This window comes from Streptomyces sp. NPDC030165, from assembly GCF_055573595.1.
Genome location: NZ_JBVIBD010000029.1, coordinates 56767 through 68985 on the forward strand (window position 1 = coordinate 56767; position 12219 = coordinate 68985).

Below are 12219 nucleotides of genomic sequence, written 5' to 3' on the forward strand. Positions count from 1 at the left end.
GGACGGTGTGTCCTTCCAGATGTGAGAAGGACCCGGCCACCTGGCCGGGTCCTTCGGGGGTGGGTGAGGATGTGAAGGTCAGGCGTCGGTGAGGTGCTTGATGGCCTCCAGCGCCTTACGGGTCGAGGTGATCTCCTCGGTATGGCGGCTGGATGCGGATCCGCGCCTGCCACCGCCGCCCTTGCCGCCGCCTCCGCCGCCGCGGCGGCGCGCTGAGCCGCCGTCACCATCGCCGCCGTCGTCCTGGGGGGCGGGCCAGAACTCGCCGGGCTCGGGCTCGCGGTTCCAGTCACCCCACAGGCCACGCTTGTCCAGCTCACGGATCTCGTAGTCGGTGAGCCGGTTGACCTCGTCGGGGAACAGGTGCGCAAGGTCGGTGTCGAAGTCCGCGAAGAGGCTGCGCATCAGGACGGCGCGGCCGTTGTCGAGGACGATGACGGCGACCCCGCCGGTGGAGACGCCGTTCTCGGGGTCGGCTTCCCCGTTGATGGCCCGTTCGATGGCGGAGCCTTCCTGGCGGGAGTAGCGGGCCGGGATGGTCGGCACGTCGTAGGGGTTTTCCATGGTGCCTTCGGCGGCCTTGCGGGTGGCACCGGGGCTGCCCATGTTGAAGATGACCGGGCGGCTGTTCTGCCGCAGGTTGTCCTTCATCTCCGTGGAGAAGCCGTTGTGCGCGAACGGCGACTGGCCGGCGGGCTTGAAGCCGATGCCGTACTTCAGGCCGGTGACGGTGAGGTCGTCGCCGTTGGTCTGGATGTCCTCGCCGAACAGGGCGTCCTGGGCGGCGGTCATGAACTCGTCCGCGTACACGCTCAGCGGCCGGTACGGGCAGCGCGGATCGCCGGGCTTGTAGTCGTGCGGCTTGCCGTCGTGCGGCCAGGGCATCTCCGCGCGGATCTCGCACAGTGCCTTGGCCGCGCGTAGCTGGCGGGCCATCCACAGGGCGGTGGAGCCCTGCCGGTCGATGTACTGTCCGAGCGTGGTGGTCTTCTCGTCCTTGCGGACGGTCGACAGCCACACCACCGCACCGGCCAGGGACTCCGCCGCCATGGAGATGGCGAAGAACTGCGTCTTGCCGGAGCGGGACACCCCGAGGATCAGGCCGTGGCAGGCGGCGTTCTTGTCGTGCTGCCAGACCATGTTCTTCACCGGCTGGCCGGTGATGGTGAACCCGCACACGTACATTCCCTTGGCGTCGGGCGTGAGCAGCTCGCGGGTGGCGGGGAAGATCTGCGACAGCGGCGGTTCGTCGAACGCGCTGATCAGGAACTCGGTGCCGTCGATGAGGACGAACACACAGGAGTCGTCGTCCTTGAGGTCCAGGCCGCGGCAGACCTTGGCGAGGTCGATGCGCGGTGTCTCGGTGGCGTCGGCCATCTTCGCCCGGTAGAACGTCACCCGGCGTTCGTCGTCGCGGGTGGTGTGCACCAGGACGGAGCCGGGGGCGCCGCCCCGGGGCCCGGCGATACGGTCGGCCCAGCGTTCCTGGTCGGTGGGGGCCTTGCGGCGGCGGGCGTTCGCCTCGGGGGTGAGGCGGGCCTCCAGCCAGCCGGGGCCGCCCTGGCGGCCGGGCTGGATCGCGACGTCCGCGAACTCGACGTCTTTCGCGTGCACGCCGAACGCGGCGGCGACGGCCTCGGGGGACAGGCCGGTGATGGGCCGCCCGGTCTCCGAGGCGCGCAGCAGCACGGTGAGGTCGTGCTGCATGCCGGGGTGCCGGGTGGCCTTGACGATGTGGGTGCGGGCGGGCATCCCGGCGCGCTCCCACAGCATCCGCGCATCGCGGGTGAGCTGGTCGGCGCCGTCGTCCGGCTGCGCCGGGGACGGCTCGGGGGCGGGCCGCAGCTGCGGGGCGGGGGCGGCGAGGGCGGGACGGTGGCGGCGGCGGGCGTGCCGGGCAAAGGGCATCACCAGGCAGCCGGCGGCCGCCCATCCGGTGGCGAGCAGGGCGTCCAGCCCGTAGGGGCCCCAGCCGGGCGTGTGCCCTGCGGCGATGTCGACGGCGGCGGCCAGCACCAGCGGGGACCAGCGCAGGATCTTGCGTCCGGCGCCGGTCTCCTCGCCCTTGGCGGCCAGGGCCCAGCCGCCGATCCCGGCGGCGCCGGCCAGTTGCACGACCGTGTTGAGGGGGCTGTCGGGGTAGAGGTTGGGTGCCATGGCCAGCGCAGGCGCGGCGAGGGTGTAGGCGAGGCGTTCGAGCACGACGCTGCGCGGCGTGGTCACCGGTACTCCTTGACGAAAACGGGCCGGGCGGCCCCGACGGAGTCGTCGTCGGGGCCGCCCGTGGCGGGGCGGTGGGGGAGAGAGGGTCAGCGGGCGAAGAACCCGGGCTTGGGCGTGCGTTCCCTGCGTCCGGAGCGGATCGTGTCCAGGCCCTCGTAGAGCTGGGCGTGGTTGTGCTGGGTGTCGTAGGCCAGGGCGGAGACCTCTTCGGCCGTCAGGTGCAGCTGGCGGGCCTGGACGGCCGCGCCGCCCAGGGCCACCGACACCTCCGAGGTCATGTCCACGAATGTGGGATCGAGTTCGGCGTCGTCGATCCGGCCGGCGAGGTCCTGGGCCCGCTGCGCATTGGTACGCATGTTGCTGCGCAAAATCCCCAGTTCGACGGTGGCGTCGTCCATGGCCCGTGCCAGTCGCCCCAGCTTGGTCTGGACGGACTTGTAGCGGTTGTCGCCGTCCGAGGGCGCCGCCGGGGCATCCGCTTTGCGGGGTTCCAGTTCACTGCTCATCGATCTTCTCCCTGTATCAGTCGTGGTGGGCGGCGGCGGAGGCGTACTGCAGGCCCTTGTCCTCGACCTCCTGCATGTCCTCGCCGTAGACCCGGGCGACGCGGGAGGCCACCAGACGGGCGGCCTCGGCGGCGATGCCGCACTCCTCGGCGCACCGCGCGGCCTGCACCTTCATGCGGCCCGCGGCATCGGCGAGGTCCAGGACCAGCTGCGTGACCTGGGTGGAGATGTTGTGGTCGTTGATCAGGTCAGCGGCCATCTCCCGCAGCGCATCGGCGACCAGCTTCAGCGCGTGGGCCAGTTCTACGGCCCGGTCACGGTTGGTGGCCGCCCGGACCGCGATGTTGGCCATCTCCATCAGGTACTCGTCGAAAGTGATGTCGGTTTGGTGCTGTGCGGCCAGGCCGCCCTGGCCCGACGCGGTGGTGACGTCCGCGGTCACGGTGTGCTCCTCGGGGGTGGGTCGGGTGGTACCGGGCCGCTCGAAGCGCGGTTCCGGGGCAGGGGGCAGGGCCCGCGGCGGCACGATGTCCGCATCCGGGATGTCCTCCTCGTCCGCGGCCGAGAATGGCGAGGACTGCGGAGGTTGATCCGGACGGTCAGGCCGGTCGAAGGTGACCCCGAAGTTTTCGGGCCGGCCCGCTGGGCCCGGCTCCTGCGGTCCGGGAGGCTCGGTGGAGCCCTTCGGCTCGTGTTCCTCCTTGCGGAACCGGCGCCTGAGGGAGTCGATCAAGTCCTGCCATCGCGGGTTTTCCCGGGCTTCCTCATACGGGCCGCCGTACGGGTACTGCAACGGGTCGTCGTACGGGTTGCCGTACGGATCGCCGTACGGGTCGTCCTCCGGCGCGACGCCGTCCGCCTCCGGTGGGGCGTCCTCCGCATCCGTCGCTCCGGTCTCGGACGGCTTCTTGCCGGCCTTCTTGCGCCTCCGTCGCTTCCGTTTCCGGGCCTTGCGGGCCTTGGAGCTGTCTTTCGGGGCGTTGGTCTGCGGTTCAGCGCCGTCCTTGGGCGCGTCACCGTCCTTGTCGGCGGCGCCGTCATCAGGCGCCTTCTTGGCCGTGTCCTCCGGCTTGTCCTCGGCCTCGGGCTGGTGCTTCGGCTCCGTGCCGGGCGTCTTGCCGTCTCCGCCCTTGTCTTTCGGCTCTTTGGTCAGATCGACCTTCCGGTCACCGGGTGCGTCCTTCTTCTTGCTGCCGTCCTTACCGGGCTTGTCCTGGTCGGCGGCGCGGCGTTTGTCCCAGCGCCGCTGGGCTTCTTCCGCCAGGGCCGCGCCCAGCGTGGTACGGCCGGCGTCCGCGGCCTGCTGCTTCTTCGCTTTCCGCGCGGCGTCGCGCTCGGCCTTCTTCGCGCGGCGTTCCTCCCACGCGGTCTGCTTGCGGGCGCGGGTCTGGTCGCGGTCCTTGGCGCGGTCGTTCAGTTTGGCGGCCTGGTCGGCGGCTCGCCGCTGCTCCCGCGCCGCCTGGCGGTCTGCGGCTCGCTGCTGACGTCCCGGGGATCGTTCCGCGGCTGCGCTGCCCGGCCCCTTGCCGGAGCCGTCGTTCCTGCCGCCCTTGCTGCCGTCCGCCTTCCCGCGGCCCCTGCCGCCTCCGTTGTCCTTCGTACCGCCTTTGCTGCCCCCGCTCGAACCGCCCCTGCCTGAACTGCCGGAGCCTCCGGAACCGTTGTGGCGGCCTTTGGAACCGCCGGACGACTCCTTGCCTCCACCAGGGCGGTTACGGCCGCCAGCGGAGCGATCAGAGCCCTTCCCGGCGCCGCCGGATGCGCCGCCTGACCCGGAACCGCGGCCGGGGGAGTTCTTGCCCTTGCCGCCCTGGTCCCGACCGCCGGCCGAACGCTCGGAGCCCTTCCCGCCACCGGTGCCAGTACCGCTGCTGCCGCCGCCGGAGCGGCCGGGCCCCTTGCCGCCGGAACCGGAGCCGGAGCTGTTGGTACCCGGGCCGCGGCCGCCGGCTCCCCGGCCGGCGCCGGAAGCGCCGCCGGATCCGGATGACGTCTTGCCCCGGCCGCCCTTGTCGGCGCCCATCCCGGCAGCGGACCGCCCCGCCTTCGCGGCGGCCGCATCGGCCTTGCCCTGGGCACCCGTCCGGTCAGCCTGCGCCTTGAACCGGGCCTCGCGCAATTTGTTCTGCGCATCGAGCAGCCCGTTCTTCCTGGCAGTCTCCCCTTCCAGCAGGGCGACTTTCCGCGCTATTTCCGCCTCGCGGTACGGGGCCTCTTCCTCCAGACGGGCCCGGCCCACCGCGATCCGGTATTCGAGCCAGTCACCGAGACGGTCGGCAAGAGAACGAGGCTGGACATATTCACCCTCTTCCTCGTATTCACCTTCCTCTTCTTCAGTTTCCGGAGCCGAAATTCCATCCGAGCGCAGCGAATTCACCGGGTTCGGTGCGGCCGGGATCGGCGGCAGGTCCCTTCGTGTTTCCCCCGCCGGTCGCGGCGGATCCTCAGGGGTTTCATCCGGCGGCGGAATGGTGTCGGCGAAATTCGGTACCGGCGGCGGCGCGTATGAGGAATCACCGCTCCAGGGGCCGCGGACCAAAGTTCCTCCGCCGGTTTCGTCGGACTCGTCGGACACGGTGCACCTCCCTCCAGGGGCTTGACAGAGCGTGGGGTCTCGTGTGCACGCGCGTGCACGTGCACGTGTGCACGCTTTACGCGCGCGAGGCCCCGCCGGAGCCCGGCGGGGCCTTCGGTGGTGACGTTCAGTGACGCGGGTCGTGCTGCTGCAGCACCTGCGCCGCGTACTGCATGAGGTGGTTCCACAGCCGCGCATCGCCCTCGGCCCGCTTGTCCATCGCGAGCTTGAACAGGCGGCACACGCTGGTGAACCCGGCAATGACATCGCCGCGGCCGGCTTTGACGTCTTTGGAAATCCGCGACCGTGTGACGCGGAGCCAGAATTCCATCCGGCCCATCTCGCCGCGCGATTCGACCGCCCTGCGCTCTTCTTCCTGCAGCCAGCCGTTCCGCCCGCGAATCGAGCGCTCGACGCTGGTGAGGGGGCGCGTCACGCCGACTCCCGGTCACCCAGGTCGTAAATCGACGCAGGACCGCCATAGCCGGGATTCTCGCTCTGCGTACCGTGCTGCGGCGGATTGGGGGCGGCCTGGATCGGCTGCGGATTCTTTTTCCGCCGCTTTTCCAGCTCCTTGTCCTTCCGGCTGCGCGCCGTGTTCATCACGTTCTCGTCGTGAGCGCGCCGCTTGTAGGCGCTCTTTTCCAGGCCCTCGGTCAGATGGTTGAGGTTCTTCAGGACGCTTCCGAGGGCCTTTTCGACCGGCAGTGCGCGCAGCCGGGCGTGGTACCAGCGGTCGCCTTCCACGTGCGTCTTGCGCAGGTGTACGCGGGTCTCGATCGCGAGGGTCTCCAGGTTCTTGCCGATGTCCAGCAGGACCCGCTGAACGTCGGCCAGGTACCGGGCGGTTGCCTCCGGGTTCTGCGCCACATCGCGCAGAGGGGAATGGTTCGGGTCGTTGCTGTTCACGGTGGGGATTCCTCCTGGTGTACTTGAGGGGCTGTCGACTTGCTTCCGGCAGTCGCGGCGAAGGCCAGCCCACATGCCCTGGGCTGGCCTTCACTGGTGATGCCGGACTCCTGGCGTCGCGGTGCACCGCGACGGGGCGCCGGTCCGCGGTGCGCCAGCGGACTGGTCTCAGGTCCGCTGGGTGGTCTCGGCCAGGCGGGAGTAGCGGTCCCGGGCCGCGGCCAGACGCTTGGCGGCGGTGGACTTCGGGCGTTTGGTCTCGGCGATGGCGGTGTCGAGGGAGACCTTGTCGGGACCGCCCCTGGAGCGCATCAGATCCATCAAGAGACCGATCTCGGTCTCGATGCTCCCGAGACCGCCGGCCGAGACCGGGCCGCCGGTCTCAGTCCCGGTCCCGGGCCCGTTTGTGGTCCCGCTGGAGGTCCCGGTCCCGTCCTTGGGACCGCGGAAGGCGAGACCAGCAGTCCCGGTCTCGGTCTCGCCGAGACCAGCGGACCCGCGCCGTCCGTCTCCGGGCCAGGCCCGGCCTGCGGTCTTACTGGTCTCGCGAGACCCCAGAGGGCTGGTGCCAGCGGCCCCGGGACCGGCCGTGGTCTCGCGGGCCTGCCCGGCGCCCAGCGCCAGCCGGTCTCGCGAGACCGGCGACGACGGCCGAACCGAGACCGCGGTCTCGGTCTCCTTCCCGGTCTCGGTCCCGCCGCTATGTGCAGCGGCGGTCCCGGTCTCGATGCGCTCGAGGGTGACGGTCCCGCCGGAGCCGAGGAACTGGGCAGTGAGACCGGGGAGACCGGCCGGGGTGAGACTGGCCGAGACCGGGACCACCCGGTAGGAGGACGGCAGCGGCCGTCCCGCTCGCGCCGCCTTCAGCACGGACTTGCGCGCCAGTTCGGTCTCGGCCGCACACCAGGCCCGGTCCAGCGTCGACAACGACGCGTCGGTGATCGCCAGAGACCAGGCGGTCCAGGCATGCCGGGTGTAGCGCATCCAGCGGATGACACCGATGCGGGGCCGGGCCTTGGCGGCCAGGCCCTGGTCCCGCAGTGCCTTGCGATGGACCAGGGAGGCATACAGCTCCCACAGGACCATGCCGACGATGCTCATCGTGCTGAACGCGACGGCCGCCTGGGTCGGGGAGCCGTCGGGAGCACAGTGGTGGGCGTAGTTCATCGCCGCGGCCCCGGAGGCGAAGATCCAGGTGAAGACGCGGTAGAGGAGGCCACCGTCGCCCACCTTGCGGGCCTGGTGGTACATCCATCCGGTGAAGGCGGTGGTCAGCTCCCAGGCGGCGGCGAACCCGACCGCGAAGATGGCCGCCCAGCCGAACGCGGTCTGGGCGTAGTCCATCTGCGACCACCAGGCCACCGCCATCGGTGCCGCGATCGGCCCGACGACCAGCACCCGCCGCGCCTGATTGACGCTCAGCTTCCGGCACCAGCCGGCGAACCGGCTGCCCGCGCGGGCCAGCACTTGCGCGCGCTGGCTCCAGGTACGCCGGCCGCGGGCGGCTGCCGCCTCCCGCCGGGCCGTCTGCCGGGCCTGCTTCCGCTTCGCGCGGGACTCCTGGCGGATCTCCCGGCGCCGGGCCCGGCGCGCGGTGCGCGACGTGGCGTCCTCCAGGGCCTGCTGGGCCTGCTCGCGCAGGTCGCCCGCCTGAGCCCGGTCGGTGCCGGCCTGCTCGGCGTCCGTCCGGGCCTGCGCCAGCAGCTTCTCGGCCTCCGCGGCCTTGGCACGGGCCGCGTCACGGATCCGTTTGGCCTCCGCCGCCGCGCCCGAACGCACCCGCTCGGCGTCCTGAACGGCCCCCGCCCGCAGTTGCCGGGCGTCGTCGTGCGCCTGCTGCCGGCACGACCGTGCCGCCTCTTCGGCCGCTGACCGCCGCTGCTCGGCGCCGGTACGGGCCTCCTCCAGGAGACGGTCGGCTTCCGCGGATGCCTCGGCGGTCAGCGACTCGGCGCGCCGCGCGGCGTCCTGCCTCAGCTGTGCAGCGTCGCGCCGTGCCCCGGACAGATGCTGTTCGGCCTGGCCCCGCAGTTCGGCGGCAGCAACGGCGGCCTGCTCGCGCGCCGCCTCCCCCTCGGCCTGGGCGGCCTCGAGCTGCCGCTGCGCCGCGGCGCGCAGCTCGTTCGCCTCCGTGGCAGCGGCGGCCGTCAGATGGGCTGCACGCGACGTGGCGCGGCCGGTGATCTCGGCCGCCTCGCGCTGCGCGGTGCAGATCAGGTGCCGGGCTCGCGCGGCCGCGCGCCGTTCGGTGACGACGGCGCTGCGGGCGGCCGCGGCCCGCGCCGTCGTCCGCATCCGCCGCACCTGCGCGCGGCCCTCGGCCCGGAGCACCTCGGCATCTTCCCCGGCCTGGCCCAGCCGACGGCCAGCTTCCTCGGCGGCCTCGGCCAGCACCTGCCGGGCCAGGGCCGCCGCAGCGGCCCGCGCCGCGCCGGCCTGCCGGTCGGCATCCAAGCGCTGCAGCTCGGCGCGGTCACGGGCCGAGCCCAGCAGTCGCCGGACGTCGTCGGCAGCGTGCTCACGCAGCAGGTCGGCCTGGTCAGCCGCACGGTCGCGAACGTACGCGGCCCACTCGGCCGCCTCCCCAACCGCCCTCTCACGGGCACTGTCAAGGAAGTCGGCCGCGCGGTCCCGGGTATCAGCGGTCACCGGATCCGCCGACGGCCAGACCAACGGCCCCGACACGGCCGGAGCCGGCGCAGAGGCGGTGCGGGGCGCGGAACGCCGGGGCTCCGAGGGTGTCTTCTTCGCCGCAGTCGACTTCTTGCGGCTCCTGGTGCGCGTGGCGGCCACGCCGCCTCCTCTCCAAACAGGGCCGCAGCCCCGGGACACGGGGCTGCGACCGGTGGTGCTTCGGGATCAGCGCGGGCCGGGCAGCGCCGGCTGCCCGGCCCGCCGCAGCGACGGCTGCTGCGTGAGCCAGGCCACGGCGGCCGCCGCCAGCTGGTGCGGATTCGCCAGCGGCGCGGCGTCGATATCGGCCATCGCGTCCTCGGGCGGCAGCAGCCGCATGTACCCGGCCCGGGCCCGGGGCACCGGCGGCACGCCGACGACCAACGGCGCCAGTTCGTAGGCCGTGGCGCCCCCGGAGACGGTCCACAACGCCGCGACCTTGTAGGGGTTCGTGTGGCCGGGCCGGCCCGCCCAGTACAAATCCGGATTCCGGTACAGGACGTAATCGCCCACCCGGAACACGGTGGACGCCGTGGTGGAACGGGTCTGCGGTGTAGTACTCATCAGCGACTCCTCGACGGTGCCTCGGGCCGGGCTGTCCGGCTCCCCTGCGACTGCGTCCCGCTGGCCCGATGGGCGGCGGGACGCAGCAGGCAACCGGCAGACCGGTCAGCGGCCGACGGGGAGGGCCTGCAGGGCACGAAGACCGCGCTCACCCGCCTGTGCCGACGGCATCGCGGCAGACTCACGGGCCTCCAGGGCCCGGTAGTACGCCTCAATGACCGCCGCCTGCGGCGGGTCCGGCAGCGGCGGCAGAGCACATGCCGCGTACCACCAGCCGGTGGCCGGGTCGGCTCCCGCCCGCGACGTCCACGTCATCAGGTCCGGCACGCCGGAGTCGGCCTGGCGTACGGCCTGCCGGGCCGCCTCCTTCGAGCGGTGGACGCTGTGCAGCCGCCCGTCGCGGACCAGGACGTGGACGGGCTGAGCGACGGCAGCGGTGTAGTGATCGAGCGCGCTTTCCAGCAGGGTCCGGATGCGCCGCAGTTCGCGTGCCTCGGCCGCGGCGCGGTCCAGGTCGGCGTCGAACCGCTCGGCGCGGGCTTCTTCCGTGGCCAGGTCGCGCTCCAGCCAGTCGACCCGGCCAGCCAGGCGGACAGCGATGACGAGGGCAGCGGCAGCGGCGTTGGCCGCACCGTCCCGGTCGCTCTTGACACGGGCCAGCCGGCCTTGGACCGCCTGGATGCGTGCCGCGTGCTGGACACGTGCGGCGCGTCGGCGCTTGGTGAACCAGAACATGAAACCCCCTATTGCGATCGGTCCGGACTGTCCGGCTCCCGTCACCGCCCGCACCGACCACCAGGAGTTTGGTGGTCGGGGCGGGCGGCTCAGGCAGCCGTCAGACCGCGGCCGCGAGGGGCCGGTGCGGAGCGACGATCCGGCCGTCGGGGAGCAGCTCGCCGGTGTCCTCGAACAGGAGAACGGCGTTGCACAGCAGGCTCCAGCCCTGCTCCGGGTGACGGGCCACCACGTGGGCGGCCTCGCGGTCCGGACTGTCGGCGGTCGGGCATGGCGGCGTGTGCCGGCACAGCGACTCCGGGAGCGCCCGGACCGTGCTGGTGGTCGTGGTGTCGAGCTGGGTGGTCGGCATGAGGTCTCCTGGCGGAAGGGGAGCCCGGGGCGTGCCCGGGCCGGAGGCGTACGAAAGGCCGGCCGCCCGTCGTGCGGGCGGCCGGCCTGGTGGAGCAGCACGGCGCGGGCGGGGAGTTGGGGGTCCGTCCCGCGCTGCGGTCACGTCCGCTGCTGCTTCTGCCAGCGGAGGTAGGCGTCCTGGAGCCGGGTGAACGACTCGTGCAGACGCCGGCCGGTGTCGCACCGCGCGTCCGGCGAGCACCTGGTGCAGGTCGCGCCGTGCACGTGGCTGTCGGCCGCGGCCTTCATGTAGCGGTCGTACAGGGACTCAGCCATGAGCACGACGGCCGAAATCATGGCGCTCGTTGGTCCGGCGCAGCGCGTCCTCCAGGCGCTGCCTCTCCTCCTCGCTCATGCCGCCACCTTCCCGTTCCGGGCCCGGTTGCGGGCGGCGCGGCGCTTCATCGCCCGCCGCTCGTCCTCCGAGAGACCGCCCCAGACGCCGGAGTCCTGGCCGGACTCCAGCGCCCACTGCAGGCACTGCTCCATGACCGGGCAGCGGCGGCACACCGCCTTGGCCTCCTCGATCTGCAGCAGGGCCGGGCCCCTCTTGTCGGTAGGGAAGAAGAGTTCGGGGTCCTCTGTACGGCACACCGCGCGGTGACGCCAGTCCATGCCGGTCACCTCCCCTGCCGGACGCGGCGCAAGGCCTCGTCCATATCCGGATCGGAGTCGGTACGGCTGGTCGGACGTGGGATGCTGTCGAACATCAGGGCCTCCCAATCAGGTCCTGGACAGCCCCGGGGATTGCGCCCCCGGGGCTGTCACCTTTCACTGCCCGGACGAGCAGCTACGCGCCCGGCCAGCCGCACACGCACGGCTGGCCGGAGTCGAAGCGGCTGGTCAGGTGAAGTCAGGTCCGTGCACGGATGCGGTCGAGCTTCCGTGCCTCGGCCAGCAGCCGTTCTGCGGTCACCGGGCGGTGCCGGTCGGCGCAGTCATCCGTCCAGGCCTGGTGGGTGTGGCAGGTGGCACGGTCATCGGGGTGCATCCCGGCGTCCTCCCGCCGGTCGTCACGCTCGATCGCCGTGACGAGCTTCTTGTCCATCGGCTTGCGTCCCCTCTCGATTCAGCGGCAGGCCTTACGCCGCGGCGCCCCAGCCGTCGCGAGTACGGTCCGGTGCTTCGCGCACCAGGTGGTCGGAGGTGCTCCACACCGATCCGACGGCGAACGGCTCGCCGCCCGCGCGCAGCACGTCGCGGACGATGAGCGCCCACTGCGCGCTGTCCCGCCGCAGCAGCACGCGGGCCTCGGCGGGATCGGTGACCACCGACAGCACCTCGAACGCGCCTTCCGTGTTCTGATAGATCGCGCCCCGGCGGCGGGGACCGATCTGCGCCTCGACCTCCTGCCGCGAGGCCGTGGCTGTCGCGGGGAGGAACTGCGCCGCGGCAGGGACAAACGGCTGTGCGATGCTGATCGTCATCTGGGCACCCCAAGGTCCAGTGCGTGAGATCAGCCCCCGGGGAGTGCGATTCCCCGGGGGCTGCCGGCTGCCGTACGGACAGCCACGGCCCCTGGCCACCCCGCGATCGGGGTGGCCAGGGGGGGGTGGGGGTTGGGTTGGGGGGAGGGGTAAGAGAACGAGAGGGTCAATTTTCTCTTCTCGTGTAGATCTTCCCACGTTGTCCCGGGTTGGT

The 12219-nt window shown here is 72.2% G+C and carries 13 protein-coding genes; all 13 read right to left on the reverse strand.

Annotation, left to right across the window (positions count from 1 at the left end; translation table 11 throughout):
- Positions 1 to 78 precede the first annotated feature (78 nt).
- The 13 genes from ACZ4Z1_RS36590 to ACZ4Z1_RS36650 all read right to left on the reverse strand — a co-directional run bounded on the left by ACZ4Z1_RS36590 (position 79) and on the right by ACZ4Z1_RS36650 (position 12005).
- Positions 79 to 2223: a chromosome segregation protein ParM gene (locus ACZ4Z1_RS36590; RefSeq protein ID WP_468490994.1), complete on the reverse strand. Its 2145-nt coding sequence runs from the start codon at positions 2221 to 2223 to the stop codon at positions 79 to 81.
- Between the two features lie 86 nt (positions 2224 to 2309).
- A complete protein-coding gene (locus tag ACZ4Z1_RS36595) occupies positions 2310 to 2729 on the reverse strand; it encodes a conjugal transfer protein TraB (RefSeq protein ID WP_468490995.1) in 420 nt (139 codons plus the stop codon).
- Between the two features lie 16 nt (positions 2730 to 2745).
- Positions 2746 to 4968, reverse strand: coding sequence for an ATP/GTP-binding protein (locus ACZ4Z1_RS36600; RefSeq protein ID WP_468490996.1), 2223 nt, complete (start codon positions 4966 to 4968; stop codon positions 2746 to 2748).
- A gap of 463 nt (positions 4969 to 5431) precedes the next feature.
- Positions 5432 to 5740: a hypothetical protein gene (locus tag ACZ4Z1_RS36605; protein WP_468490997.1), complete on the reverse strand. Its 309-nt coding sequence runs from the start codon at positions 5738 to 5740 to the stop codon at positions 5432 to 5434.
- Positions 5737 to 6213, reverse strand: coding sequence for a hypothetical protein (locus tag ACZ4Z1_RS36610; protein ID WP_468490998.1), 477 nt, complete (start codon positions 6211 to 6213; stop codon positions 5737 to 5739). Before ACZ4Z1_RS36610 ends, ACZ4Z1_RS36605 begins: the two co-directional genes overlap by 4 nt.
- Positions 6214 to 6381: 168 nt before the next feature.
- Positions 6382 to 8862 (reverse strand): DUF2637 domain-containing protein, encoded by a 2481-nt coding sequence (locus ACZ4Z1_RS36615; protein WP_468490999.1) that lies wholly within the window; start codon positions 8860 to 8862, stop codon positions 6382 to 6384.
- 210 nt (positions 8863 to 9072) lie between these two features.
- Positions 9073 to 9450 carry a hypothetical protein gene (locus tag ACZ4Z1_RS36620; protein ID WP_468491000.1) on the reverse strand — a complete coding sequence of 126 codons (378 nt, stop codon included), beginning with the start codon at positions 9448 to 9450 and terminating at the stop codon, positions 9073 to 9075.
- Between the two features lie 105 nt (positions 9451 to 9555).
- Positions 9556 to 10185 carry a hypothetical protein gene (locus ACZ4Z1_RS36625; protein ID WP_468491001.1) on the reverse strand — a complete coding sequence of 210 codons (630 nt, stop codon included), beginning with the start codon at positions 10183 to 10185 and terminating at the stop codon, positions 9556 to 9558.
- Positions 10186 to 10285: 100 nt separating this feature from the next.
- On the reverse strand, positions 10286 to 10477 hold the full coding sequence (locus ACZ4Z1_RS36630; RefSeq protein ID WP_468491024.1) for a DUF5999 family protein: 192 nt from the start codon (positions 10475 to 10477) through the stop codon (positions 10286 to 10288).
- Positions 10478 to 10677: 200 nt separating this feature from the next.
- On the reverse strand, positions 10678 to 10854 hold the full coding sequence (locus ACZ4Z1_RS36635) for a hypothetical protein (protein WP_468491002.1): 177 nt from the start codon (positions 10852 to 10854) through the stop codon (positions 10678 to 10680).
- A gap of 75 nt (positions 10855 to 10929) precedes the next feature.
- The gene (locus ACZ4Z1_RS36640) at positions 10930 to 11193 is read right to left on the reverse strand and encodes a WhiB family transcriptional regulator (protein WP_468491003.1); all 264 of its coding nucleotides are present in this window, start codon (positions 11191 to 11193) and stop codon (positions 10930 to 10932) included.
- Between the two features lie 238 nt (positions 11194 to 11431).
- A complete protein-coding gene (locus ACZ4Z1_RS36645; protein ID WP_468491004.1) occupies positions 11432 to 11626 on the reverse strand; it encodes a hypothetical protein in 195 nt (64 codons plus the stop codon).
- A gap of 34 nt (positions 11627 to 11660) precedes the next feature.
- Positions 11661 to 12005 carry a hypothetical protein gene (locus ACZ4Z1_RS36650; RefSeq protein ID WP_468491005.1) on the reverse strand — a complete coding sequence of 115 codons (345 nt, stop codon included), beginning with the start codon at positions 12003 to 12005 and terminating at the stop codon, positions 11661 to 11663.
- Between the last annotated feature and the right edge of the window lie 214 nt (positions 12006 to 12219).

What these genes read in the sequence shown, in the direction of transcription:
- ACZ4Z1_RS36625 (WP_468491001.1), bottom strand. Translation starts at nt 10,185, where the DNA reads ATGTTCTGGTTCACCAAGCGCCGACGCGCCGCACGTGTCCAGCACGCG.
- ACZ4Z1_RS36595 (WP_468490995.1), bottom strand. Translation starts at nt 2,729, where the DNA reads ATGAGCAGTGAACTGGAACCCCGCAAAGCGGATGCCCCGGCGGCGCCC.
- ACZ4Z1_RS36640 (WP_468491003.1), bottom strand. Translation starts at nt 11,193, where the DNA reads ATGGACTGGCGTCACCGCGCGGTGTGCCGTACAGAGGACCCCGAACTC.
- ACZ4Z1_RS36635 (WP_468491002.1), bottom strand. Translation starts at nt 10,854, where the DNA reads ATGGCTGAGTCCCTGTACGACCGCTACATGAAGGCCGCGGCCGACAGC.
- ACZ4Z1_RS36650 (WP_468491005.1), bottom strand. Translation starts at nt 12,005, where the DNA reads ATGACGATCAGCATCGCACAGCCGTTTGTCCCTGCCGCGGCGCAGTTC.
- ACZ4Z1_RS36620 (WP_468491000.1), bottom strand. Translation starts at nt 9,450, where the DNA reads ATGAGTACTACACCGCAGACCCGTTCCACCACGGCGTCCACCGTGTTC.
- ACZ4Z1_RS36645 (WP_468491004.1), bottom strand. Translation starts at nt 11,626, where the DNA reads ATGGACAAGAAGCTCGTCACGGCGATCGAGCGTGACGACCGGCGGGAG.